Here is a 24,940-nt window from a genome sequence, read left to right as displayed (position 1 = left end):
ATTCGGACACCTCGAACCGTCGAGGTCATCCTTCCTCGTCCGACACCGGGTCTCCTCGCAACTGGGTTCCGTCGACGACATCTCGCGGAGGGGCATCCACATCTCGACGATCGACGTCGTCCTTGCGATGACGGAATGCGATGACCGCGGTGCGGACGGTCGGATGGAACCGCTCCTCATCGAAACGGCCCTGGGTGACCATTCGATTCAACCGATCCTTGACAGGTCCCTTCATGGCCGCGAAGCCGAGACGGATTCCCCTACGGTCGAGATACTCGTCGAGTTCCTCGATCGCCTCCACCGCGGTGGTATCGAGATCGGTGATCGGCTCCGCCGCGAGCACCACCCAGTGCACCGGACTTTCGGCATCGCGCACGAGTTCTCGTACGTACCGGGTGAGGATCGATCCGTTCGCGAAGAACAACGGTGCGTCGAACCGCACCAGGACGAGCCCATCGATTCGATGCCCCTCGGGGTGCCGCTCCGCGTCGTGATATCCGGCGACATCGGGCAATTCGACAAGCTCGGTGCGGTGCGGCTGCCATGCACGCACCAGCACGACGATCAGCGACAGGCCGATGGCGACGAGTACGCCGCGCAAGACCCCTGCAAGCGCGACACCGGCGAATGCCGCGACAGAAAGCCCGAATTCGACCTTGCTCACCGTCCACAGACGCCGGAGCGCACTGAGGTCGATCAGGGAACTCGCCGCCACGATCACAACCGCTCCGAGCGCTGCCTGCGGGAGATAAGCGGTGAGCCCCGGCGTGACCAACAGGAACACCAGGACGGTCAGCGCGCCGACCACACCCACGAGCTGTGTACGACCCCCGGCTTCCTCGACGACCGGAGTGCGACTGCCGCTACCGCACACCGGAAATCCACCCGTGACCCCCGCCGCGACGTTCACCGCACCGAGTGCGCGCATCTCGGAGCTACCGTCGACCTGCTCACCGTGCCGCATCGCGAACGTACGGGACAGGACCGCCGTATCCGCGAACGCGATCACAGCAATCGCGACGGCGGGCCCGAGCAGCTCGGCGGCGTCCTCCCATCCGACACCACCGAGCGCGGGCGCCGGGAAACCCGAAGGCAGTGCGCCGACCATCGCCATCCGGTCCGTCAGGGAGAACACTGCCGTCGCCACGACCGCGCCGACGACGGCGATCAGCACACCCGGGACGACGGGAACGAGTTTCCGAGCAGCGACGATCACAGCGATGCACGCGGCCCCCATCAGAAACACCGGTAGGTGCACACCGTCTTCGAAGACGTCGTCGACGACGTCCGCGAGCTCGGCGAGCACACCGGTCTCGTCGTCCTCGGTACCCACCAGCAAAGGCAGCTGTCCCACGATGACGATGACCGCAATCGCGTTGAGGAATCCGAGGCGGATCGGGTTGGACAGCAGTTCGGTGATGAACCCGAGACGGAGGATTCCCCCGATCAGGAGAATCAGGCCGACCAGCACGGACAGCACACCGGCGAGCGCGATCGCCCGCTGTGGGTCACCGTCCGCTGCAAGTGGGATCACCGCCGCCGCGATGAGGGGGGCAAGCGCGGAATCCGGTCCGAGCACGAGGATTCGAGAGGGTCCGACCAACGCGTACACCAGCATCGGCACGATCGTCGCGTACAGGCCGGTGTACGGGGGCAGGCCCGCAGCCTGCGCATATCCCATCCCCGCGGGAACGAGGAGCGCGCTCAGTGCGAGCCCGGCGCCGATATCGCTCCTCAACCAGCCGCGCTGGTACGCACGTGCGGTGGCGATACCCGGTAACCGACAGAGCCCGGTCCAGAGCGACATTCGTCCAGTATCGCTCCCGAGCGGCCGGGGCGCGGGTGGTCCGCAGACACCGGAGGCCCGGTACACCTCGAGGTGTACCGGGCCTCCGGGAGAAGTCCGAAACGATCAGGCGGTTTCGGTGATCGGGCGATCGACCCAGCTCATGAGGTCGCGCAGCTTCTTGCCGGTGACCTCGATCGGGTGCTCGGCGTTGGCCTTGCGCAGGCCCTCGAGCTCGGTGTTACCGTTCTCGACGTTGGCGACGAGACGACGGGTGAACTCACCCGACTGGATGTCGGCCAGGATCGCCTTCATGCGCTCCTTGGTGCCGGCATCGATGACGCGCGGGCCGGAGAGGTAGCCACCGAACTCCGCGGTGTCGGACACCGAGTAGTTCATGCGGGCGATGCCACCCTCGTACATGAGGTCGACGATGAGCTTGAGCTCGTGGAGAACCTCGAAGTAGGCCATCTCGGGGGCGTAGCCCGCCTCGACCATGACCTCGAAGCCCGTCTTGACCAGTTCCTCGGTGCCACCGCAGAGCACTGCCTGCTCGCCGAAGAGGTCGGTCTCGGTCTCTTCCTTGAACGTGGTCTTGATGACGCCCGCGCGGGTGCCACCGATGCCCTTGGCGTAGGACAGCGCGAGGGCCTGGCCCTCGCCCTTCGGATCCTGATCGATGGCGATGAGCGCCGGGACACCCTTGCCGTCGACGAACTGACGACGCACGAGGTGACCGGGGCCCTTCGGCGCAACCATGCCGACGGTGACGTTGGCCGGAGCCTCGATCAGCTTGAAGTGGATGTTGAGGCCGTGACCGAAGAACAGCGCGTCGCCGTCCTTCAGGTTGGGCTCGATGTCGTTCTTGAAGATCGACGCCTGAGCGGTGTCAGGAGCGAGCACCATGATGACGTCGGCCCACTCCGAAACCTCGGCCGGGGTGCCGACGGTCAAGCCCGCTTCTTCGGCCTTGGCCCGCGACTTGGAGCCTTCCTTGAGGCCGATGCGAACCTCGACGCCGGAGTCGCGCAGGCTCAGCGAGTGCGCGTGTCCCTGGCTGCCGTATCCGATGACCGCGACCTTACGGCCCTGGATGATCGACAGGTCGGCGTCGTCGTCGTAGAACATCTCGACTGCCACAGTGGTTACCTCTTTCAGAAAATATGGGTGTGTTCAGGCTAACGGGTCGCCGTGATGGACTTCGGACCGCGTCCGACCGCCACGACTCCGGACTGCACGATCTCGCGGATGCCGTGCGGTTCGAGCATCCGCAGCAGCGCATCGAGCTTCGAGCGGGTACCGGTGGCCTCGATGGTCAACGATTCGGGTGAGACGTCGATCACCTTGGCGCGGAACAGGTTCACCGTCTCGATGACCTGCGTACGCACGCTGGCGTCGGCGCGCACCTTGATCAGCAGGAGCTCGCGGGCGACGGACGCCTCGTCCTCCTGCTCGACGATCTTGATGACGTTGACGAGCTTGTTGAGTTGCTTGGTGACCTGCTCGAGCGGGAACTCGTCGACCGTCACGACGATCGTCATCCGGGAGATCTCCGGAATTTCGGTGCCACCGACTGCGAGCGATGCGATGTTGAACCCGCGCCGCGAGAACAGCGAGGCGACCCGGGCCAGCACGCCCGGCTTGTCCTCGACGAGAACACTGAGGGTGTGGCTCGTGCTCACTTGGTTTCCTCCTCGGCGGCAGCCTGCTCGCTGCGCGCACGGTCGCGCTCGATGGTCTCGTGGATCACGGTGGGGTCGTCGGCGGAGTCGTCGTCGAACAACGGACGGATGTCGCGGGCGGCCATGATCTCGTCGTTGCTGGTGCCTGCTGCGACCATGGGCCACACCTGGGCATCCTTGCCGACGATGAAGTCGATGACGACGGGACGGTCGTTGATGGCCTGAGCCTGACGGATCGCGTCCTCGACGTCCTCCTCGCGTTCGACGCGGATTCCGACGCAGCCGAGAGCCTCTGCCAGCTTCACGAAATCGGGGATACGCAGTGAGTGGGTGGACAGGTCGGTGTTCGAGTACCGCTTCTCGTAGAACAGCGTCTGCCACTGACGGACCATGCCGAGGTTGCCGTTGTTGATCAACGCAACCTTGATCGGCACACCCTCGACCGCGCAGGTCGCGAGTTCCTGGTTGGTCATCTGGAAGCAGCCGTCGCCGTCGATCGCCCAGACCTCGGCCTCGGGCTTGCCCATCTTGGCGCCCATCGCGGCCGGCACGGCGTAGCCCATCGTGCCGAGGCCACCGGAGTTGAGCCACGTGCGCGGCTTCTCGTAGTCGACGAACTGCGCAGCCCACATCTGGTGCTGACCGACGCCGGCACAGTAGATCGCATCGGGCCCGGCGAGCTTACCGACGGCCTGAATCACGTACTGCGGCGAGAGAGTGCCGTCGGTGTGTCGATCGTAGGACAGTGGGTAGGTGCTGCGGAGATCGTCGAGGTAGGACCACCACTTCGAGTACTCGAGTGCGGTGCCCGTGGCGAGGTCGGCGCGCACCGCTTCGAGCAGCTCGACGATGACCTCCTTGCAGTCACCGACGATCGGCACGTCTGCGTGCCGGTTCTTGCCGATCTCCGCCGGATCGATGTCGGCGTGGATGACCTTCGCATCAGGCGCGAACGTGTCGAGCTGACCGGTGACGCGATCGTCGAACCTGGCGCCGAGGGTGATGAGCAGGTCGCTTCTCTGCAACGCCGCGACGGCTGCGACGTTGCCGTGCATGCCGGGCATGCCGCAGTGCAGCTCATGACTGTCGGGGAATGCACCGCGCGCCATGAGGGTGGTGACCACGGGAATACGGGTCAGTTCCGCGAGCTCGAGCAGCTCAGCGGACGCGTCGGCCTTGATCACACCGCCGCCGACGTACAGGACGGGATTCTTGGAGTCGGCGATCAGGCGCGCGGCCTCGCGGACCTGCTTGCCGTGCGGCTTGGTGACCGGACGATACCCGGGCAGGTGCATCTCCGGCGGCCAGCTGAAGGTGGTCTGCGCCTGCAGGATGTCCTTGGGGATGTCGACGAGCACAGCACCCGGCCGTCCCGAGGATGCCAGGTAGAACGCCTCCGCCAGGATGCGCGGGATGTCGGCGCCTTCGGTGACGAGGAAGTTGTGCTTGGTGATGGGCATGGTGATGCCCGAGATGTCGGCTTCCTGGAAGGCATCCGTACCGATCAGCGGGCGCCCGACCTGACCGGTGATCGCAACGACCGGGACCGAATCCATCTGGGCATCGGCGAGCGGGGTGACCAAGTTGGTCGCGCCCGGGCCGGACGTGGCCATGCACACACCGACCTTGCCGGTGGCCTGCGCGTATCCGGTCGCGGCGTGGCCGGCGCCCTGCTCGTGACGGACGAGCACGTGGCGCACGCCCTTCGAGTCGAAGAGCGGGTCGTACACGGGAAGGATCGCACCGCCGGGAATACCGAATACCGTGTCGACCTCGAGCTCTTCGAGAGCACGGACAACGGCCTGGGCGCCGGTGACCCGCTCGGGGGCCACCGAGCGTCGGCCGGCGGGCTGCGTCGCGGCCGCTGCGGCAGTCGGGGTAGCAGACCCCGGCTTCCGCGGCGAGGGTTGAGGTCGTGCGGTTGGTGCGCTCACTACGAATTCCTCTGATTCTGGCTCCGGGCAACAAAAAACCCTCGTCAGCATTGTGCTGTACGAGGGTGGCGCGTCGTGGGCGAGTTGCTGTAAGCGGCTCAGGCGACGACGCGCCGGCCGATTACGAGCAACCCATTCTGATTCACGCGCTCGACGGTAGGCGCGTGGAGTACGAACAGTCAACTTGGTACGGTCACTGTCCCAGAATGTGAGATGCCATGGCTGCGGTGAGAAGATGGTGAGGTGTCATCTCCACAGCAGCCCGTGCCACCGGTCCCATCCTCCCACACTCCCGAACCGACGACGCAGGTCATCCAGATCTCGCGGCTCTCCTTCCTCGCATGCGGGCTCCTGTTCCTTGCGGTGCTCTCCCCCGCGATGGCATGGCCCGCCGCGTTCTCGTGGATGTTGGTGATCCCGCTCCTGGTCGTCGCCTGGGTACTGCGAGTACGCACCGTCGTCGGCCCCGACGGCATCGTCGCTCGCGCGACGTTCACCACGACGACGATCGGCTGGGATTCACTGAAGGGCATCCGATTCCCCAAGCGCGGCTGGGCGCGCGCGACCCTCACGGACGACACCGAGGTCGCGCTTCCCGTCGTCACCTTCGGGCGCCTGCCGCAACTGGCCGAAGCCAGCGGCGGACGGATCACCGACCCATACGCGGCCGCTCGCGAAGCTCAACTGGCCGAAGCGGAGAAGGAACCGAACGACGCCGACGTGATATCCGATACACCTGCCGACACCGAGTCGGATCCCGACACGAAGTAACACGCGGGTAGATTCGATCCTGCTGCGCCCCTGTACCGCCGCGTCCTGCACCGCCACAGCCCGGCGGCCGGGCCGCACCAGGTCACCGCACCCGCACCACCAGCCCCGTCAAGGAAGTCAGCCCATGCCCCCGTTGAGGTCACGCACCACCACCGTCGGACGTAATGCAGCCGGCGCGCGCTCCCTGTGGCGCGCCACCGGCCTGACCGATTCCGATTTCGGCAAGCCGATCGTCGCCATCGCGAACTCGTACACCCAGTTCGTGCCCGGCCACGTCCATCTCAAGGACGTCGGCGAGATCGTCGCCGAGGCGGTGCGGGCCGCCGGTGGCGTCGCGCGTGAGTTCCACACGATCGCCGTCGACGACGGCATCGCCATGGGCCACGGCGGAATGCTGTACTCGCTGCCGAGCCGCGAGATCATCGCCGACTCCGTCGAATACATGGCCAACGCCCACACCGCCGACGCACTCGTGTGCATCTCCAACTGCGACAAGATCACACCCGGAATGCTCAATGCGGCCATGCGCCTGAACATCCCGACGGTGTTCGTCTCCGGCGGCCCGATGGAGGCAGGCAAGGCCGTCGTCGTCAACGGTGTCGCACAGGCACCCACCGATCTGATCACCGCGATCTCCGCCTCTGCCAGTGAGGCTGTCGACGACGCCGGGCTCGACGAGGTCGAGCGGAGCGCGTGCCCGACGTGCGGTTCGTGCTCGGGCATGTTCACGGCGAACTCGATGAACTGCCTCACGGAGGCACTCGGGCTCGCGATGCCGGGCAACGGATCGACACTGGCGACCCACGAGGCACGGCGCGCACTGTTCGAGCGGGCGGGCACCACCGTCGTCGAGGCGGCGCTTCGCTACTACCGCGACGAGGACGAGTCGGTCCTGCCACGCAACGTGGCCACCCCCGCGGCATTCCGCAACGCGATGGCACTCGACGTCGCGATGGGCGGTTCGACCAACACGGTGCTGCACGTCCTCGCCGCCGCGCAGGAAGGTGAGGTCGACTTCGATCTCACGACGATCGACGCGATCAGCCGCAAGGTGCCGTGCCTGTCGAAGGTCTCGCCGAACTCCGATTACCACATGGAGGACGTGCACCGGGCCGGCGGCATCCCCGCGATCCTCGGCGAACTCCGTCGCGGTGGCCTGCTCGAAACCGACGTGCACACCGTCCACACCGAGAGCTTCGACCAGTGGCTCGACGACTGGGACATCCGCTCCGGCAAGGCCACGGACGAGGCACTCGAACTCTTCCATGCCGCCCCCGGCGGAGTGCGCACCACCGAACCGTTCTCGACGGACAACCGGTGGTCGTCGCTCGACACCGACGCTGCGGGCGGGTGCATTCGCGACGTCGAACACGCCTACACCGTCGAAGGCGGACTCGTCGTGCTGCGCGGCAACATCGCCCCGGACGGCGCGATCCTCAAGACCGCGGGCATCGACGAGGACCTCTTCCACTTCGAAGGGCCCGCGCTCGTCGTCGAATCCCAGGAGGAGGCTGTCTCGGTCATCCTCGGTAAGAAGGTCAAGCCCGGCGACGTCGTCGTTGTGCGATACGAGGGGCCGGCGGGAGGCCCGGGCATGCAGGAGATGCTGCATCCCACGTCGTTCCTCAAGGGTGTCGGCCTCGGCAAGGTGTGCGCACTGATCACCGACGGACGCTTCTCCGGTGGCACGTCGGGTCTGTCCATCGGCCACGTCTCCCCCGAGGCGGCGTCGGGTGGCGTCATCGGCCTGATCGAGAACGGCGACCGGATCCGCATCGACGTCGCCACCCGCGCGCTCGAGGTGCTCGTCGATGACGATGTGCTCGCCGAGCGTCGCGCGAAGATGGAAGCATCGGAGCGCCCGTGGCAGCCCGTCAACCGTGAACGCACGGTTTCCAAGGCACTACGCGCCTATGCAGCACTGGCCACGTCCGCAGACAAGGGCGCGGTCCGGCAGGTGCCGTAGACCGCTCCGCAGACGAACAGGCCGCCGCGATCATCAGATCGCGGCGGCCTGTTCTCGTCCGGTCGGTCTCAGCGACCGAAGATCCACAGACACACGCCCGCCGCGACACCGAGCAACAGTGCGACGAACGACCCGACGAACGGCCGTGTCGCCCACTTACGCGGACCGTCCACGGCAATCCTTCCCGGTCCGGTGAGCGTGAGCGACACCGCAGCTGCAGCGAGAAGCACCTCGAATTCGAATCCCGACTGCTCGCTCGCAAAGAACTGGACACCTGGTTCGAGTTCGTGTTTGAACAGCACCGCGTTGATCATGATTGCCACGATCGCGGCCGCGGCGAGCGGCGTGAGCAGACCGAGAACGAGGAATGCTCCGGCCGCGAGCTCACCGGCCGCGCCGACGATCGCAAGTATGCCCGGTTGCTGGTAGCCCGCCTCACGGAGCAACTCCTCGTACCCGTCCAGGCCCGGACCGCCCCACAGACCCACCAGCTTTTGCAGCCCGTGGACGATCAGGATTCCACCGACAGCGAGCCGAAGTACCAGAAGCCCCAGGTCGAGAGTCCCGCGGCGGGCTTTGGCGACCGGTGCGGGCTCCACGGCTGTACCCGATTGATCGGGACGGTAGATCTGCTCGGTGGGTGCCGCGTAGGCCGCACCGCCATACGCCGCACCGTCGTACACAGGGCCGGAGCCATCCAGGGTGGAATTGTCGAAGCCGAGGTCGTCGTCGGATTCGAGCATCGAAGGTCGATCCCGGCGCATCGACAGCGTCGGATCGTCGTAGGGACTCGAACCCGTGTCCGGCTCGCCGCCGGTCTCCTTGTCGGTCACTCTTCCAGGGTAGGTCTCCGGGCCTCCCGTACCCGGCATACTCGCCGCCGCGCGTCGTCCCGGTAACGTCTGCTGCATGACGAGGGGCGCGCGGTCGGCAGGTTCGTGGAAGTTGTGTACGAGCGCGGTGGCCGTGGCGATCGGGGTACTTCTCGTTCCGTCGTGCGCACGATTCGACGACGCAGCCACCACACCGTTCACCTCCGCACCGTCGTTCGACGCGGGCGGCGTCGGCCCTGAGGAATCGCCCAGCACAACCACCACTCCGAGCACACCGCCCGTCCCTCCGGGTCCGTGTGTCGATCCCGATCCCGCAGTGATCGCGACATGCCTCGACACCACCGGCGGCCTGATCGCCCTTCCCGACGGGAATTCCGCGCTCGTGACCGAGCGCCGCACGGGCCGCATCATGAGAGTCGCGGTCGGTGAGGAACCCGTCGAGGTGGCGACAGTGCCCGTCGACGGCTCGGGTGACGGTGGGCTGCACGATGTCGTCCTGTCTCCCACCTACAACGAGGACCGTCTGCTCTACGCCTACATCACCACCCCGTCCGACAATCGGGTCGTGCGGATCGCGGCCGGCGATGTTCCCAAGGACGTGCTGACCGGGATCCCGCGCGGCGCCACCGGGAACTCGGGTGCGCTCGAATTCGTCTCGCCGACCGAACTGGCGGTTCTCACTGGCAATGCGGGGGATCCGGCCGCTGCGGACAATCCTTCGTCACTGTCCGGCAAGCTGCTGTCGCTTCCGCTGCCCGCACCCGGCGCACCGGCGGCGCCGACGGTGACGCTGTCCGGTCTCGGTGAAGCCGGCGACGTGTGCCGTGATCCGAACGGCAGCCTGTGGGTCACCGACCGCACCGTGCTCGAAGACCGGTTGCAGCGGGTGAGCATGGACGGCGCGGTCGCTTCCGGGCCCGCCTGGACCTGGCCGGATAAGCCCGGAGTCGCCGGCTGTGCCGCTGCCCCCGATGGTCTCGCGGTGTCGCTCACGGGCGGGAAGGCGGTCGCGGTGCTGTCGATCGATCCCGGAACCGGCGCTGTGACAGCTGCACCGACGGTGACGCTCGAAGATCGCTACGGGATGCTGCGTGGTGCGTCCGCCGGACCCGATGGGCTGCTGTGGGTTTCGACGGTCAACAAGTCGGGCAACGAACCCGGTCCCAACGACGACCGAGTCATCCGAATTCAGTTCCCTGCCGGTGGTGGCGGATTCGACTGACCGTCCGCGCCGACCGTTTCCCGACGCTCGGGTAACAGACCAGCGAGCGTCGGCATGATCAGCACGGTGATCGCTCCCGCCGCGACCAGGATCGACGCACTGGCGTTGGACATGTGCCCCGCCGCCACCGCCACGCCGGTGACCGCGACGATCAGCGGCAGGCCGGTCGTGGAGTACAACGCGATCTGCAGCTGCTCCGACGTATCGAACCGGGTGCCGTCGGGCGCATGGTCGAGACGCGATGCGACGAACACCGGTACACCGCGCACCAAGACCAACAGTACGAAGAATGCGACCAACACCCCGGGCGCATCCGCAACAGCGTGTACATCGATCGCCATTCCCGAGGTGACGAAGAAGATCGGGATCATGAACCCGTACGCGAGTCCGTCCAGTTTCGACTCGAGTTGCTCGTCGCCTTGCGGCACTGCCCGTCGCAGGATGAAGCCGGCGGCGAACGCCCCGAGGATGACATCCAGATCGAATACTGCCGCGACCGCGATGAGACCGACCAACAGCAACATCACCAGCCGGACCGGTGTCTGCGCAGTCGTGTCCGAGGTGCTGCGGACGAACTGCAGGAACTGCGATCCTTCTCGCATGAACCACCGAGGGAGCAGCGCGACGACCGCGGCGACGACCGCGAACAGACCCAGGACGATCAAGGATCCGACGGCTCCACGGGTTCCCAACAGGACTGCCATCGCGATCACAGGCAGGAGTTCTCCGACCGCTCCGTGGTTGAGTACTGAACGGCCCAACCCGGTCGCGACGAGACCGCGGTCGGCGAGGATCGGCAGCAGCGTGCCCAGTGCCGTCGACGTGAGCGCGATCGCCACGGCGACTCCGGCGTGCACTACGCCCAGTGCGGCCAGCACAGCCACCGCTCCGACTGCGAGACCGAAGCACACGATCCAGGTGACGAGGGCGCGGCGTCCGCCGCGCCCTGTCAGTTCCTTGGGATCGATCTCGTAACCCGCAAGCAGGAACAGCAGTCCCAGCCCGAGTTCGCGCAACATCTCGATCTCGCTGTCGACCGACGCGATCTCGAGTACGTACGGCCCGATCAGGACACCGGCGACGAGCAGCAGCACGACCTCGGGTACGAGTCGACGCGGCAGCGCACCGGCGATGAGCGGTGCGAGGACCGCCGCCACCGTGATCCAGAGAAGCGAGGTGGCGACGGCAGCGTCCATGGATCGCTACATTAGCGACACCGGATCAGCTGCACGCGGCGATGACGAGTTCCTTGACGCGGGCGGGGTCGGCCTGACCACGGGTTGCCTTCATGACGTCCCCGACGATCTTGCCGGCCGCGGCAACCTTGCCGGAGCGGATCTTGTCGGCGATGTCGGGGTTCGCGGCGAGCGCCTCGTCGACGGCGGCCTGGAGCTTGCTGTCGTCCCGCACGACCACGAGTTCGGGATGCGCCTCGAGGATCTGCGCGGGCTCGCCTTCGCCTTCGAGAACGTAGTCGACGACCTTGCGCGCGAGCTTGTTCGTCAGCGTGCCCTCGGCGACCAGCGCGATGACCTGCGCCAGCTGCGCCGGGGTGATGGGCAGTTCGACGAGTTCGACGCCGCGAGTGTTGGCCTGCTGTGAGAGATAGGCGACCCACCACGAGCGTGCCTCGGATGCCGGGGCACCCGCGTCGACGGTCGCGATCACCAGGTCCAAGGCGCCGGCGTTGACGAGGTCGCGCATCTCCTCGTCGGAGACACCCCAGTCGGCCTGGATACGAGCGCGGCGCAGCCACGGCAGCTCGGGCAACGTCGCGCGCAGTTCTTCGACCCACGCGGCGTCGGGTGCGACCGGCTCGAGGTCGGGTTCCGGGAAGTACCGGTAGTCTTCGGCGGTTTCCTTGCGACGCCCCGGCGAAGTGGTGCCGTCGGCTTCCTGGAAGTGGCGCGTCTCCTGGATCACTTCGCCGCCACCGACGAGAACCGCTGCCTGCCGGCGCATCTCGTAGCGCACCGCGACCTCGACCGATTTGAGGGAGTTGACGTTCTTCGTCTCGGTGCGGGTGCCGAGTTCCTTCGCGCCGATCGGCATGAGGGAGATGTTCGCGTCGCAGCGCATCGATCCCTGATCCATCCGGACGTCGGACACATCGAGTGCCTTCAGCAGATCGCGCAAGGCCGTGACATAGGCACGGGCCACCTCGGGAGCGCGTTCCCCTGCCCCGGAGATCGTCTTGGTGACGATCTCCACCAGCGGGACCCCTGCACGGTTGTAGTCGAGCAGCGAGTGGCTGGCACCGTGGATCCGGCCGGTCGCGCCGCCCACGTGCAGCGACTTTCCGGTGTCCTCCTCCATGTGGGCTCGCTCGATCTCGACGCGCCAGGTGGTGCCGTCGTCGAGCACGACGTCGAGGTAGCCCTCGGTGGCAATCGGCTCGTCGTACTGCGAGATCTGGTAGTTCTTCGGCTGGTCCGGGTAGAAGTAGTTCTTTCGCGCGAACCGGCCCCACGGGGTGATCGAGCAGTTCAGCGCCAGACCGATGCGGATCGCGGATTCGACCGCCTGCTGGTTGACCACCGGCAATGCGCCGGGAAGCCCGAGGCACACCGGGCACACCTGGGTGTTCGGTTCGGCGCCGAATTCCGTGGGGCACGGGCAGAACATCTTGGTGGCCGTGTGCAACTCGACGTGCACCTCCATGCCCATCACAGGCTCGAACTTCGCGAGCACGTCGTCGTAGGCGAGCAGGTCAGCAGACACGGAGGCAGTCATGTCCACGATTTTAGACGGCGACCACCGCCCGTCGGCACCGCCTCAGCCGAAGATGACCCGCATCTCCTGGTAGCGCTCGTCCGGCACGTACTTGGGGTCGGCGAGAGCCTCCTCGAATCCGACCCGCGCGATGTCGGTTCCGTGCAGGGCCACCATGTGCCCCCATTCCTCGTCGGCCACCAGGTCGGTGACGGCCATACCGAGCCGTGTGGCGAGGACCCTGTCGAACGCGGTCGGGACACCACCGCGCTGAATGTGCCCGAGCACCGTCGCGCGTGTCTCGATCCCGGTGTGCTCTTCGATGAGTGGGGCGAGGAGCTCTGCGATACCCCCCAGTCGGGGCCGGTCGAATCCGTCGAGGCCCTTCGTCGAGTGCGCTTCCGTCATCTCGGGCAGGGTGAAACCTTCGGCAACGACGACCATCGGTGCGCGTCCCCGGTCGCGCACACTGGTGACCCACGCGCAGATCTGCTCGAGGCTCTCGGGGTGTTCGGGGATGAGGATGGCATGTGCTCCCCCGGCTGTACCCGAATGCAGTGCGATCCATCCGGCGTGGCGGCCCATCACCTCGAGCACCATGCAGCGCTTGTGGGAGTTACCGGTGGTGCGCAGACGGTCGATCGCGACTGTGGCGATCTCGACCGCGGTGTCGAAGCCGAATGTGTAGTCGGTCCGGCTGAGATCGTTGTCGATGGTCTTGGGGACGCCGACGATCCTGATGCCTTCTTCGAAGAGACGTTTCGATGCGGACGCCGTCCCCTCACCACCGATCGCGATGACGGCGTCGATCCCGAGCCGGTCGAGTGTGGCCTGAATGTTCCGCGCTCCCCCGTTCGGTCCCTGGTAGGGGCCGAACCTGCTCGTACCCAAGATGGTGCCGCCCTGTTGGGCGAGGCCCCGAACCCGACTGCGGTCCAAGGGAATCACGTCACCGTCGACGAGTCCTCGCCAGCCGTCGAGGAATCCGATGAACTCCTGCGCATGCACCTCGGTGCCCTTGAGGACCGCCCCGCGGATCACCGCGTTGAGGCCGGGGCAGTCGCCGCCGCTGGTGAGAATGCCGATCCTCGTCATCCGCTACCTTCCGCTGGAGTGCGTTCGTGCCGTATCGCCATCCTGCCTGCATCAGGCGCAGCCGGCATGCCGATCGAGCGCGACCCCGGTCGAGCGCGCGCTGACCAGCTTCACGCGACTGCAGTTGCTGATGTGGGAAGTCGACGACTGCGCGGGAAGGTTCAGCCCGGGGTGACGACGCCGGACTCGTATGCGAGGACCACGGCCTGCGCGCGGTCGCGGAGGTGCAGTTTGCCGAGCACCTTCCCGACGTGGGTCTTCACCGTCTGCTCGGCGACGAAGAGTTTCGCGGCGATCTCCTGATTCGACAGGCCGTGGGCGATGAGCTCGAGAACCTCGAGTTCACGTGGGGTCAGGACGTCGAGCGCACGGGCGCGACCACGCGCAGGCGCACGCCGACTGGTGACGTCGGCGATCAACCTGCGGGTAACCGTCGGCGCGAGTAGCGCCTGTCCCTCGGCGACCACGCGGACGGCGCGGACGAGTTCGTCGGCCGGTGCGTCCTTGAGCATGAACCCGCTCGCGCCCATGCCGAGCGCTTCGTACACATACTCGTCGAGGTCGAACGTCGTGAGCATGAGAACGCGGGTCTTCGGCTCGCGGGTGTCGGCGAGGATCCGCCGTGCTGCGTCGAGACCGTTCATCTCGGGCATCCGCACATCCATCAACACGACGTCGGGGCGTAACCGCGCGACCTCCGCGACCGCGATGCGCCCGTCGGGCGCATCGCCGACGACACTGATGTCGTGCTGCGCCGCGAGTAGTGCGCCGAAGCCCTGCCGCACCATGGCCTGGTCGTCGGCTATGAACACCGTGGTGGGTGCGGATGCTGTGGTGAGAGTGGTCGACTCGGGCACGGTGACAGCCTAGTACCACGGCCGCGAGTTGATCTTGTTGAGGTTTCAGTGCGTGTGAGAGGTGGGACGTGGAACGACAGCTCTCACATCTGCCCGTTCCCGCGGGCGAGCGCAAGGAAAGTGCGAACGCCGTGCAGAAGTGCGCGCTCGTCCAGATCGAAATCCGGTTGGTGCAACTCATGCGGGTCGTTCGTGCCGTCCCACACGCCGAGCCGGCCCAGTGCCCCCGGTACGTGTTCGAGGTACCACGCGAAGTCCTCACCGCCGCTGGATTGCTGGGCCTCGGCGAGATTCTCGGGCCCGACGGCCGACGCAATGGCCTCCCGCAACTCTGCCGAGCAGTCCCGATCATTGACGACGGGTGGAACGCCCTGCTGGTAGGCGAGTTCGTATCTCACGTCGTACGGGGCGAGCAGTTCACCGATCGTGCGCTCCACCATCGGCTCGAGGGTCGCCCACGTCTCACGGGATGCACTACGCAGAGTGCCCACCAGTTCGCCGGCCTCAGGAACGGAGTTACCGACCTTCCCCGCGTCCACCTTGCCCCAGGTCAGGACTGTCGCGGTACGGGCATCGATGCGCCGGTCCAGTACCGAGGCCAACCCGGTGACCAGCACCGCGGTCGCGTGAATCAGATCACCGGTCAGGTGCGGCCGCGCGGTGTGGCCGCCCGCCGACCACAGACGCACGGTCACCGACGCGCTGGAGGACGTGATCGGTCCGGTGCGCGTAGCGAGTGAGCCCACCTCGAGCTGCGGATCGCAGTGCAGAGCGAAGATCCTCGACACTCCTTCGAGCGCTCCGGACTCGATGGCGTTGAGCGAACCGCCCGGGCTGGTTTCCTCCCCGGGTTGAAAGATCAGTCGCACCCGGTGTGGCGGCGGCGTCGACGCGAGTACCGTCGCCGCGCCCATGAGCATCGCGGTGTGCGCATCGTGGCCGCAGGCGTGGGAAATCCCTGGGATGGTGGACGCGTAGGGCAGGCCGGTGGTCTCGGAGACCGGAAGCGCGTCGAGGTCGGCGCGCAACGCCACCGCTTCGTCCGTCGGCGGCCCGACATCGCACCACAGGCCGGTGCCACCCGCCAGTACGACGGGTGCCAGCCCGAGGCCGATCAGATGTCGACGCACCACGTCGGTGGTGCGGTGTTCTTCGAAGGACAGTTCCGGATTCGCATGGAAATCCCGGCGCCAGGCGATCAGTAGCTGCTCGTCGATCGAGGTCGGGGCCATCGGATGTGGTGGCCGTCCGTGGCGAATTCGATGCTGCGGCCCGGTGACGCGGCGGCCACCCGTCCGAATCGTCTTCTCGGTTTCCGGCAGAGTCGTTTCGTGGCCGACGGTCTCGGCAAGCAGCAGATCGACCACATCGGGTAGGCGTCCTCGTCGGTCCAGTGCACGGCGCTGCCGCGCCGCCGAGGTGCCGCGCGCGATCGCGTCTGCGGCGAGTTCCGATACGAGTGCCCAGTCACCTGCTTCCTCGAGCTGGGGGCGCAGTGAGCGCACGAGGTGATCGACGATGTTCGCGGCCGGGCGGGGTTCGGGGACCGTCACGTCCACCAGATCCGCTTCGAGCCCCGACCGAGCGGCCCTCCAGAGCGCAGCACGGGTGAGTGTCGGCGCGATCTCGACTCCCTCCGTACCGGCATACAGACCGGTCACCTCTCGTTCGACGAGGGCCCGGAAGAGTGCCGCGACGAGAAGCACCGTGTCGAGTTGTGGGCAGCTGTCGCACACGCGCAATTCCAGGGTCGGCAACTTCACTGCCGGGCGTACGTCGAAATACGCCATCCCGGGATCGCCGATCACGCCACTCGATACCAGATCGTCGACCATCGAGTCGTACTCGGCCGACGAGGAAGCAGGGGCTGCCGGACCGCTGCTGGGCCAGCGTCGCCACAACAACGACCTGACGCTTGCGTAGCCGCTGTCCGCACCGTCGGCGCTGAACGGCGAACTGGCACTCAAGGCCAGCAGGACCGGTAGGTACGGCGCGATACGTGTCGCGACCCGCACGGCGTCGTCCCGATTCTCGAGGTCGACGTGCACCTGTGTACCGCAGGTCAATTGTTCCCGTGCGAGCTGTTGGTAATCGGCGAGCATGCGCTGAGAGCGCGGCGAGCCGGTCACCTCCATCTCAGTGGGCAGAGCAAGGGGCACTGCGCCCGCGGCAACCACACCTACCCCGAGGGCACTGCCTGCAGCAGCGAGCAGTTTCCGATGCCGATCCAGGCCGGACCGCAGTTCGGCGAGGTCGGTATATACACCGCTGTTCACCTCGACCACGCACCGCTGCAACTCGCCGAAGTGGACCTCATCCGGTAACCGCACCAACAGTTCCGGCGCGCGAGGGGCCAGGCGTCGGGTTTTCAGGTCGACGAGGTGGAACTCCTCCTCGACCCCCACCTTCCGAGGGCTGTGACCTGGCACCCTCTGAGCGTAGACCGCAGATGGGCCGACGGGGGCGAGATCTCGTCCCGAAGGCGGGCACCTCGACCGGTTGCCGTGCGGCTGTCACCTTCCGACGTGTCCGACACGCGAACCTACGCGCGAACAGCATTGTGAGACAGATCAGTTCGCGTTCAATTCGTGCCGCGCCGAGTCGTGTCGACTATCCCGTCGAGCATGGGTCGCCCGGTTCTTTCACGGCGGCACATCCGGACACGGTCGAGGCGGTGAGTTCGGCGACCACATCCTGTACGTCACCACCGGCAGCGAGGACGCGGCGCTGACGCATCGCCCCGTTCCCGGAGCACATCACCGAACGGATCCCCTCGGTGACGAGCAGTCGGGATCCGAGGTCCTCGAGCGCCGGGTATACATGCTCCACCAATGATTCGAGCCGGTGCGCGATGGGCTGACGCTCAGACCTCGGTAACGCGATCCCGTCGCCGTCGAGACCGTCATGTGCGCCCCGCCAGTACGCCGCGCGCAGGAGTTCGGGTGACACCGGGAACGCTGTGTGTCCGCGGTCGAGATCGCGCAGCGCGGTGAGAACAAGGGCCCGTATGAGGCTCGCGAGCAGCACTGATTCGGCCACGGTGGCAGGGACGTCGCAGACACGCACCTCCACTGTGGGGAACGTCGCCGAAGGACGTACGTCCCAATAGACCATGCCGTCGTCGAGCATGCTCCCGGTCTCCTGCATGGCCTCGACCGTTCGGTCGAAGTGCTGGGCCGACTCGAAATAGGGTGGCGGTCCGGCACTGGGCCACCGGGACCAGAGCAGTGTTCGCCAGCTCGCATATCCGGTATCGATATCGCGATGGATCGGCGAGTTGGCCGACAACGCAAGCAGTGTGGGTAGCCATGGACGCAGGTGGTTGCTCACCTGGATCGCGGTCTCCCGATCGGGCACACCCACATGTACATGGCATCCACATATGCCCTGCTCGCGTGCGATGAGCCCGAATTCGCGCTCCATCCGCAGGTAGCGGGGCTTCGCAGTGACCGGCAGTTCCCGCCATCCGAGGACCGGAACTCCGACGGCGAGCAACCGTGATCCGTGCCGGCGTGCGGCGTCGGCAGCGATCGATCGGGTGGTAGCAAGATCGACGCGGAGCTGTTCGCCGTCCGAACAGACCGCCGAGGCCGTTTCGACCTGGCAGCGGTCGAGTTCGTACTGCAGCTCCAGGCCGTGCTTCGCAGCTTCCGCGACCACGACGGCATTGTTGACGGTCGGTGCCCCTGTCTCGGCGTCGACGAGCAGGAACTCCTCCTCGACTCCCACCGTGCACAGCTCGTCCGTGGTGGACATCTCGCCTCCCACTCCCTGCACTGGCCTGCGCCGCCGCGAAACCCGACGACGTCGCACCTGGTGCAGGTACCCAGCTCGGAGGTGTCCTACACCTCGCGTCGCACGCGTGGGTGTCGGAGCCATCGTCTCGCAGCGGGAACGACAGTGATCAAGGTGAGCCGCGGTTCAGGTAGGACGGCGGACAGGTCATACGGCGACGACCGTCGGCAGAACCGCATGTACCTCGAATCCGCCGTCGGGCCGCGGATGCGCGACGAGCCGCCCACCGACCGCTGCTGCCCTCTCTCCCATACCCCTGATACCACTGCCCCCGTTCCGATCCGACGGCACCACCGCCGACGCAGCCTCCGTACGCGGACCGTTGGTCACTGCCATCTCCACTGTGCCCGGGCTCCATCGGATGCGGACGTCGACCGCTGCGCCCGGCGCATGCCGAGTACTGTTCGTCAACGATTCCTGGAGGATCCGGTACACCGCCAGGCCCACACCGTCGCTGACGCCCACCGGCTCACCCGCGATCTCGGTGTGCAGCAGGACACCGGCACGTTGCGTCGCGGCAAGCAGTTCACCGATTCGCTCGACGCCGGGTTGTGGTTCGTTCTCCGGGGTGTATCCGTCGCTGCGCAGCACGCCCAGCAGGCTGCGTACCTCGTTGAGTGCTTCGCGGGCGGTCGCGCCGAGGGAGTCGAATTCGGCACGTACCTCGTCGGAGACGTCGGTCAGCCGGTAGGGGGCGCTCTGCGCCTGGACGACGACCATCGACATGTGGTGGGCGACGATGTCGTGGAGGTCCCGAGCGATGCGTGCCTTCTCCTCGAGTACAGCGCGACGGGCGCGCTCGAGTTCACTGATCTCCTCCTCGTGGGCCAATTGCCGTCGCGAGATCACCAGCCAGCGCACCAGCAGACCGAACACGACGAGGGCGGTGAGCCCGACCATCCATCCCCACCCGTCGTCCCCCGGCATGTACACGAAGAACAGCAACACAGTCGCGACCCACACCACCAGCACGACGCGGATCTCTTCCAGAATGGCCACGGCCAGGACGAGCGAGAGAAGCACGATGATGTGCACGACCTGCCACGGATAGGTGTAGTCCCCGATCCGGTCGAACGCCAGCGGGATCACCAGCGCAGCGAGCGCGGTGACGGCCCAGCCCAGCGCAGGGCGGCTGAACACCAACACGAACGGGAAGACCGCGAATCCGGCGACGAGGGGCATCAGTGGCGCCGACACGTCGTGCGTGACCTGTAGCGTCGGCCACGCGATCGAATACAGAATCAGCGTCACGACCACCGCGACGACGGTCGGCCACCTGCCGCGCCCCTGTTTCGCGGAGCTCTTCACTGCGGCGGTCATTCCGGCACGCATCATCGGTTTCACATCCACCACGCTAGGAGCCTGTCTCTCGACTGTCCTCATACCTGAGAGTGAGTTCACTGCCGCTCTCCGGTCCGAGAGCGCCCTCACGGAACCACTCCGGCGCGTGATCCCGCGGAGTGGGTGCCGTTCATAGCGTCTGAACCATGATCAACCGACCCGCAACACGCCGCGTGGCGACCGCCGTACTGCTCGGCGCCGGAGCTGCCCTCTGCGTCGGCGCCGCGTCTCCCGCGAGTACCGCAACGACCGAGGACCCGGCAGTTGCGGCCACCGTCACCGCACTGGTCGCCGACGATACCGCCGGTGCGCTCGCGGCGTTCCCGGACGGCTTCGCCGCGGTGATGGGGTATCAACCATTGATCGAACCGGGCACCACGGCCGAGGGAGTACTCACCGACCCGGACGGCGACTGCTCGTCACCTGTCTCTCTCCCCTCGGCATTCGAGCCCGCGTGCCGTATGCACGATCTGGGGTACGACCTGCTCCGGTATGCACGGGACACCGGAGGCGAGCTCGGGCCACAGGCCCGGCGCGACCTCGATGCGCACCTGCAACGAAACCTCAATACCGCGTGCATGACTGATGCCGGCACGGAACCCCGGTGCGACGTGATGGCGGGAATCGCGTCCGCGGCGGTGCAGATCAACTCGTGGCGCCAGGGTTACCGCCTGCCTGAATCCGAATCGCCGATGCCGTATCTGGCCGCAGCCGGCGCTGCAGTGGTCGCGGGCAGCACTTTCCTGAGGAGAACGAACCGATGACGATCCACCTGGTCGACCCCGCACCGACGTCGGATGACCCCGACGAGAATACCCGACACTCTCGTATCCTCCTCCCCCGCAAGACCTTCGGCCCACGATTCGGCTCGACGGCGACCGTGGCGATCGCGGTTGCCGTCTCGCTCGCACCGTCGCTGCTACCGAGAGCATCCCTGATCCAAGGGGTTCTCTCAGGGGTCCTCATCGCAGTCGCACTGGCCGTCACTGCGCTGGGTCGACGCCTTGTACCCCAGCGGGTTCGAGCGCAGCACGGTCCACGCGAGGCGGAGGCCCGCTGGCTCGCAGCAGCAGTCGCGACTGCGATGGTCGCGGCGAGTGCGACGTGGGCGCATCACTGGCAGAACACACTTCGTGCCGCGATGGAGGTGGCACCGATCGGATTGCACTACTGGCTCGAAGTCCTCGCCGGATCCGTCGTGACGGCAACGATTCTCGTGGGAGGCGCCACAGGCATCCGTGCCCTGATCCGAATGGCCGGTCGTGCGCGCTCGGTCGCGGCGCTGGCGGCGGCAGCGATCCTTCTCGCGTGGGGAATCACCTCGGTTGTCTCTCCGTCGCCGGATACGGCATCTGCCTCCACTCCGGTAGCCACGCTCGACCCCGGGATGTCCGGCTCCCCCATCTCACTGGTGAACTGGAACAATCTCGGCACGCAAGGGCGACGATTCGTATCGATCGAATCCTCGGGATCACCCGTGCGGGTCTACGTCGGGTTGGCTGCAGCCCCGGACGATCAGTCGCGCGCGGACCTCGCGGTCCGTGAACTCGAACGCACCGGCGGGTTCGAACGGGACCACCTTGTCGTTGCGGTTCCCACCGGGTCGGGGTGGGTCGATGCCAATGCTGTGCAGGGATTCGAGGACCGCTGGGGCGACGACGTCGCCATCGCGGCACAGCAGTACTCGGACACACCGAGCTGGGTCACGTTCGTCTTCGACCGCGACGCAGCCTCCCGGTCCGCTCGGGCGCTTGTCTCGGCCGTGCGCGAACACATCGCAACGATGCCGCCCGATCAGCGACCCGACCTGCACGTATACGGACAGAGCCTCGGTTCGATCGGTGGCAGCGCCGCGTTCGACGACATCCAACCGGGCCTGTGCGACGCACTGTGGGCGGGTCCGCCGGCCGGATCGGTGCGCACCGACGGGGCGACGGTGCTGGCGAACACGTCGGACCCCGTCGTGTGGTGGCAGCCGTCGCTGTTGTGGTCGCCGCCGGATCTGTCGCGTGCGGTGCAGGACGCGCCCGTACCGACGTGGCTGCCGGTGGTCGGGTTCCTGCAGACCACCGTCGATCTGTTCACCTCACTCGACTCGGCCGCGGGGCATGGGCACCGGTATGGGCCCGAGCAGGCGCAGTGCGAACCGGCGGTGTCGTAGGCATTTGCCCACGGCACCGCCGGTCGGTGAATCAGGCGTCAGGCGAGGATCGGTCCGCGCGCAGCCTCGAATGCAGCGCCCACACGGTAGAGCCGCTCATCGGCCAGTGCCGGAGCCATGATCTGCAGCCCGACGGGAAGGCCGTCGTCGGCCGACAGGCCCGACGGCACCGACATCGCGCAGTGCCCCGCGAGGTTCGTGGGTAGCGTGCACAGGTCGGACAGGTACATCGCGAGCGGATCGTCGACCTTCTCACCGAGCTTCCACGGGGTGAACGGGCTGGTGGGCGAGATCAGGACGTCGACCTGTTCGTAGGCCTTGTCGAAATCCCGCGCGATGAGCGAACGCACCTTGAGCGCCTGGCCGTAGTAGGCGTCGTAGTAGCCCGACGACAGTGCGTAGGTGCCGATCATGATGCGGCGCTTGACTTCCTTGCCGAACCCGGCAGCGCGGGTCGCGGCCATGACCTGCTCGGCGCTCATCGAACCGTCGTCGACGCGCATGCCGTACCGCATCGCGTCGAAGCGAGCGAGGTTGGACGACACCTCCGACGGCAGGATCAGGTAGTACGACGCGAGTGCATATTCGAAGTTCGGGCACGACACCTCGACGACCTCGGCACCGAGTTTCGTGAGGGTCTCCACGGCCGCATCGAACGACGAGATCACGCCGGGCTGATAGCTGTCGGAGTGCAACTCCTTGACGACACCCACCTTCACGCCCTTCAGATCACCCGCCGCACCCTGTCGTGCGGCGTCGACCACGGGCCGGACCGCGGCGACGACGGAGGTACTGTCCCGGGGGTCGTGACCGGCAATCACCTCGTGCAGGAGCGCGGTGTCGAGCACGGTGCGCCCGCAGGGGCCTCCCTGATCGAGCGACGATGCGCACGCCACGAGACCGAACCGGGAGACCGTTCCGTACGTGGGCTTCGTACCGACCGTCGCGGTCACGGCCGCGGGCTGACGGATCGAACCACCCGTGTCGGTGCCGATCGCAAGCGGTGCCTGGTACGACGCGAGTGCCGCGGCGGAACCGCCACCGGATCCACCGGGAATGCGCGTGGTGTCCCACGGGTTGCGGGTGGGTCCGTACGCGGAGTTCTCGGTGGATGATCCCATCGCGAACTCGTCCATGTTCGTCTTGCCGAGGATCGGGATGCCGGCCAGGCGGAGCTTCGTCGTGAGTGTCGCGTCGTACGGCGAGACCCAGTTCTCGAGGATCTTCGATCCGCACGTGGTGGGCATGTCGGTGGTGGTGAACACGTCCTTGAGCGCGATCGGAACGCCCGCGAGGGCCGACGCCGGCTTCTCGCCTGCAGCCACCGCACGGTCGACGTCAGCTGCGGCGGCAAGTGCCTGCTCGGAGCCGACGTGCAGGAACGCGTTGTATTCACCGTCGACCTCGGCGATCCGGTCGAGGTGCGCCTTCGTGACCTCCACGGAGGAAACCTCGCCGGCGTGGATGCGTGATGCGAGCGTGGCGGCGTCGAGCTTGGTGAGATCGGTGCTCATTCGCCCTCCCCCAGGATCTGCGGGACAGCGAAGCGTCCTTCTTCGACGGCGGGAGCGCCGGACAGAGCCTCGTCGGGTGTGAGCCCGGGTAGCACGACGTCAGGACGGGTCACATTGGTGACTGCGTTCGGGTTCGCCATGGGCGCCACGTCGTCCGCGGCAACCTCGGAGACCGCCTTGACGTGGCTGAGGATGGAATCGAGCTGGCCGGAGAACTCATCGAGCTCCGCGTCGGTCAGCGCAAGACGGGACAACCGGGCGAGGTGCGCAACCTCGTCACGGGAAATGGCAGGCACCGTAGGTGGCCCCTTTCCAATGGTGATGGAACATCTGGCGATCGAACGTCCTGTCCAGGGTAATGCCCCGCGGTGAGGGCCGTGTACTCGGTTCGATCCCCGCCGGGGTGGGCACGCCGCGTTGCGTGTGTGCGAAACCCTTGTTGCATTCATGTGAATACGCCGCGGGTGACCGGGCATTTTCCTTCACTGCATCACGATTCGTGGTCGGGAGGTCACAACAGACCCTCCGAGAGTGAAAAGATGAACGACGCCGGGGGTTCATTGTCGCCCCTGGGCCGGCGGGTGTGCACTCGCCGGCAGTAAATGTGGGAAAGGACGCACGTGTCGTACCTGCTGCGTGTCCAGCTTCCCGACCGTCCCGGAAGCCTCGGCGCGCTCGCGTTGGCTCTCGGCTCGGTGGGTGCGGACATCCTGTCGCTGGACGTGGTCGATCGTGGAGCCGGTTTCGCTATCGACGATCTCGTGGTCGACGTGGAGCCGGGAAGGCTCCCGGACACCTTGATCACCGCGGCCGAAGCCCTGGACGGTGTCACTGTCGACTCGATCCGTCCCTACGCGGGCATCCTCGACACTCATCGCGAACTCGAACTCATCGATCAGGTCTCTGCGGCGCGCGACGACCGCCTCCAGGTCCTCGTGGACGGAGCTCCCCGGGTACTGCGCGTGAGTTGGGCGACGATCCTCGGGATCGGCCCGCACGGCGCGTATCGAGTCGTCGGCAGTCCGGGCGCCCCGGAGACACGGCCGGCAGAAACTCCATGGATGCCCCTCGAGAAGCCGATGCTGCTCGATCACGAAGCCGACTGGGTGCCCCGACTGTGGCGGGATATGGACACGATGCTCGCGGCGGCACCCCTCGGCTCATCGGATCGGGTCCTGATGTTGGGCAGACCCGGCGGGCCCGAGTTCCGGCCGTCCGAGGTGGCACGGATGGGTTATCTCGCAGGCATCATCGGCACGGTTCTCGGCTGA

General features: G+C 66.7%; 20 protein-coding genes. 6 read left to right on the top strand and 14 right to left on the bottom strand.

Going from position 1 to position 24,940, the window contains the following annotated elements; translation table 11 throughout:
- Positions 1–25: 25 nt before the first annotated feature.
- The 4 genes from ACZ46K_RS15865 to ACZ46K_RS15850 form a co-directional block, all read right to left on the bottom strand.
- Positions 26–1,807, bottom strand: a complete 1,782-nt coding sequence (locus ACZ46K_RS15865) for a SulP family inorganic anion transporter (RefSeq protein WP_054810556.1) — start codon at positions 1,805–1,807, stop codon at positions 26–28.
- Positions 1,808–1,912: 105 nt separating this feature from the next.
- Positions 1,913–2,914 (bottom strand): ketol-acid reductoisomerase, encoded by a 1,002-nt coding sequence (gene ilvC, locus ACZ46K_RS15860; protein ID WP_464749340.1) that lies wholly within the window; start codon positions 2,912–2,914, stop codon positions 1,913–1,915.
- Positions 2,915–2,964: 50 nt separating this feature from the next.
- Entirely contained in the window at positions 2,965–3,468 is a 504-nt protein-coding gene (gene ilvN, locus ACZ46K_RS15855; RefSeq protein ID WP_054807244.1) for an acetolactate synthase small subunit, read from the bottom strand.
- Positions 3,465–5,402 (bottom strand): acetolactate synthase large subunit, encoded by a 1,938-nt coding sequence (locus tag ACZ46K_RS15850; RefSeq protein ID WP_464749178.1) that lies wholly within the window; start codon positions 5,400–5,402, stop codon positions 3,465–3,467. Before ACZ46K_RS15850 ends, ilvN begins: the two co-directional genes overlap by 4 nt.
- Positions 5,403–5,666: 264 nt before the next feature.
- Here ACZ46K_RS15850 and ACZ46K_RS15845 point away from each other — a divergent pair, with 264 nt between their 5' ends.
- Together ACZ46K_RS15845 and ilvD are read left to right on the top strand one after the other, a co-directional pair.
- Positions 5,667–6,173 (top strand): PH domain-containing protein, encoded by a 507-nt coding sequence (locus tag ACZ46K_RS15845; RefSeq protein ID WP_464749177.1) that lies wholly within the window; start codon positions 5,667–5,669, stop codon positions 6,171–6,173.
- A 124-nt stretch (positions 6,174–6,297) separates the two neighbouring features.
- The gene (gene ilvD / locus ACZ46K_RS15840) at positions 6,298–8,139 is read left to right on the top strand and encodes a dihydroxy-acid dehydratase (protein ID WP_464749176.1); all 1,842 of its coding nucleotides are present in this window, start codon (positions 6,298–6,300) and stop codon (positions 8,137–8,139) included.
- A 68-nt stretch (positions 8,140–8,207) separates the two neighbouring features.
- Here the strand turns inward: ilvD and ACZ46K_RS15835 are convergent, their stop codons facing one another.
- Positions 8,208–8,972, bottom strand: coding sequence for a DoxX family membrane protein (locus ACZ46K_RS15835; protein ID WP_054807546.1), 765 nt, complete (start codon positions 8,970–8,972; stop codon positions 8,208–8,210).
- A gap of 76 nt (positions 8,973–9,048) precedes the next feature.
- Between ACZ46K_RS15835 and ACZ46K_RS15830 the strand changes: the two genes are divergently transcribed.
- A complete protein-coding gene (locus ACZ46K_RS15830; RefSeq protein ID WP_464749175.1) occupies positions 9,049–10,194 on the top strand; it encodes a PQQ-dependent sugar dehydrogenase in 1,146 nt (381 codons plus the stop codon).
- Here the strand turns inward: ACZ46K_RS15830 and ACZ46K_RS15825 are convergent.
- The 7 genes from ACZ46K_RS15825 to ACZ46K_RS15795 all read right to left on the bottom strand — a co-directional run bounded on the left by ACZ46K_RS15825 (position 10,161) and on the right by ACZ46K_RS15795 (position 19,985).
- Positions 10,161–11,390 carry a cation:proton antiporter gene (locus tag ACZ46K_RS15825; protein ID WP_054810316.1) on the bottom strand — a complete coding sequence of 410 codons (1,230 nt, stop codon included), beginning with the start codon at positions 11,388–11,390 and terminating at the stop codon, positions 10,161–10,163. The two genes, ACZ46K_RS15830 and ACZ46K_RS15825, sit on opposite strands and share 34 nt — an antisense overlap.
- A gap of 25 nt (positions 11,391–11,415) precedes the next feature.
- Positions 11,416–12,927, bottom strand: a complete 1,512-nt coding sequence (gene gatB, locus ACZ46K_RS15820) for an Asp-tRNA(Asn)/Glu-tRNA(Gln) amidotransferase subunit GatB (protein WP_464749174.1) — start codon at positions 12,925–12,927, stop codon at positions 11,416–11,418.
- Between the two features lie 42 nt (positions 12,928–12,969).
- Positions 12,970–14,001, bottom strand: coding sequence for a 6-phosphofructokinase (locus ACZ46K_RS15815; protein WP_464749173.1), 1,032 nt, complete (start codon positions 13,999–14,001; stop codon positions 12,970–12,972).
- A gap of 161 nt (positions 14,002–14,162) precedes the next feature.
- Complete coding sequence (locus ACZ46K_RS15810) at positions 14,163–14,858, bottom strand: response regulator (RefSeq protein ID WP_464749172.1); 696 nt, start codon at positions 14,856–14,858, stop codon at positions 14,163–14,165.
- A gap of 83 nt (positions 14,859–14,941) precedes the next feature.
- Positions 14,942–17,287: a glutamate--cysteine ligase gene (locus ACZ46K_RS15805; protein ID WP_464749171.1), complete on the bottom strand. Its 2,346-nt coding sequence runs from the start codon at positions 17,285–17,287 to the stop codon at positions 14,942–14,944.
- Between the two features lie 181 nt (positions 17,288–17,468).
- Complete coding sequence (locus ACZ46K_RS15800) at positions 17,469–18,614, bottom strand: carboxylate-amine ligase (RefSeq protein ID WP_054805488.1); 1,146 nt, start codon at positions 18,612–18,614, stop codon at positions 17,469–17,471.
- Positions 18,615–18,800: 186 nt separating this feature from the next.
- A complete protein-coding gene (locus ACZ46K_RS15795; protein WP_464749339.1) occupies positions 18,801–19,985 on the bottom strand; it encodes a sensor histidine kinase in 1,185 nt (394 codons plus the stop codon).
- Between the two features lie 155 nt (positions 19,986–20,140).
- Here ACZ46K_RS15795 and ACZ46K_RS15790 point away from each other — a divergent pair, with 155 nt between their 5' ends.
- On the top strand, positions 20,141–20,758 hold the full coding sequence (locus ACZ46K_RS15790) for a hypothetical protein (RefSeq protein ID WP_464749170.1): 618 nt from the start codon (positions 20,141–20,143) through the stop codon (positions 20,756–20,758).
- Positions 20,755–22,155 carry an alpha/beta-hydrolase family protein gene (locus tag ACZ46K_RS15785; RefSeq protein WP_132470857.1) on the top strand — a complete coding sequence of 467 codons (1,401 nt, stop codon included), beginning with the start codon at positions 20,755–20,757 and terminating at the stop codon, positions 22,153–22,155. Before ACZ46K_RS15790 ends, ACZ46K_RS15785 begins: the two co-directional genes overlap by 4 nt.
- A gap of 38 nt (positions 22,156–22,193) precedes the next feature.
- On the opposite strand, the gene gatA is transcribed toward ACZ46K_RS15785, so the two are convergent.
- Together gatA and gatC are read right to left on the bottom strand one after the other, a co-directional pair.
- Positions 22,194–23,669, bottom strand: a complete 1,476-nt coding sequence (gene gatA, locus ACZ46K_RS15780) for an Asp-tRNA(Asn)/Glu-tRNA(Gln) amidotransferase subunit GatA (RefSeq protein WP_054805484.1) — start codon at positions 23,667–23,669, stop codon at positions 22,194–22,196.
- Positions 23,666–23,965 (bottom strand): Asp-tRNA(Asn)/Glu-tRNA(Gln) amidotransferase subunit GatC, encoded by a 300-nt coding sequence (gene gatC, locus ACZ46K_RS15775; protein ID WP_054805483.1) that lies wholly within the window; start codon positions 23,963–23,965, stop codon positions 23,666–23,668. The genes gatA and gatC overlap by 4 nt, the downstream gene beginning before the upstream one ends.
- Before the next feature lie 324 nt (positions 23,966–24,289).
- Between gatC and ACZ46K_RS15770 the strand changes: the two genes are divergently transcribed.
- The gene (locus tag ACZ46K_RS15770; RefSeq protein WP_464749169.1) at positions 24,290–24,940 is read left to right on the top strand and encodes an ACT domain-containing protein; all 651 of its coding nucleotides are present in this window, start codon (positions 24,290–24,292) and stop codon (positions 24,938–24,940) included.

Source organism: Rhodococcus sp. JCM 9793 (assembly GCF_055380405.1).
The sequence above is the reverse complement of the archived record's forward strand: the minus strand, read 5'-3'. Positions and strand labels throughout refer to the sequence as shown.

Bases quoted from the DNA above. Each gene is read 5' to 3' on its own strand.
- ACZ46K_RS15865 (WP_054810556.1), bottom strand. From the start codon at position 1,807: ATGTCGCTCTGGACCGGGCTCTGTCGGTTACCGGGTATCGCCACCGCA.
- ilvC (WP_464749340.1), bottom strand. From the start codon at position 2,914: ATGTTCTACGACGACGACGCCGACCTGTCGATCATCCAGGGCCGTAAG.
- ilvD (WP_464749176.1), top strand. From the start codon at position 6,298: ATGCCCCCGTTGAGGTCACGCACCACCACCGTCGGACGTAATGCAGCC.
- ACZ46K_RS15830 (WP_464749175.1), top strand. From the start codon at position 9,049: ATGACGAGGGGCGCGCGGTCGGCAGGTTCGTGGAAGTTGTGTACGAGC.
- ACZ46K_RS15825 (WP_054810316.1), bottom strand. From the start codon at position 11,390: ATGGACGCTGCCGTCGCCACCTCGCTTCTCTGGATCACGGTGGCGGCG.
- gatB (WP_464749174.1), bottom strand. From the start codon at position 12,927: ATGACTGCCTCCGTGTCTGCTGACCTGCTCGCCTACGACGACGTGCTC.
- ACZ46K_RS15815 (WP_464749173.1), bottom strand. From the start codon at position 14,001: ATGACGAGGATCGGCATTCTCACCAGCGGCGGCGACTGCCCCGGCCTC.
- ACZ46K_RS15800 (WP_054805488.1), bottom strand. From the start codon at position 18,614: ATGTCCACCACGGACGAGCTGTGCACGGTGGGAGTCGAGGAGGAGTTC.
- ACZ46K_RS15795 (WP_464749339.1), bottom strand. From the start codon at position 19,985: ATGCGTGCCGGAATGACCGCCGCAGTGAAGAGCTCCGCGAAACAGGGG.
- ACZ46K_RS15790 (WP_464749170.1), top strand. From the start codon at position 20,141: ATGATCAACCGACCCGCAACACGCCGCGTGGCGACCGCCGTACTGCTC.
- ACZ46K_RS15785 (WP_132470857.1), top strand. From the start codon at position 20,755: ATGACGATCCACCTGGTCGACCCCGCACCGACGTCGGATGACCCCGAC.
- gatA (WP_054805484.1), bottom strand. From the start codon at position 23,669: ATGAGCACCGATCTCACCAAGCTCGACGCCGCCACGCTCGCATCACGC.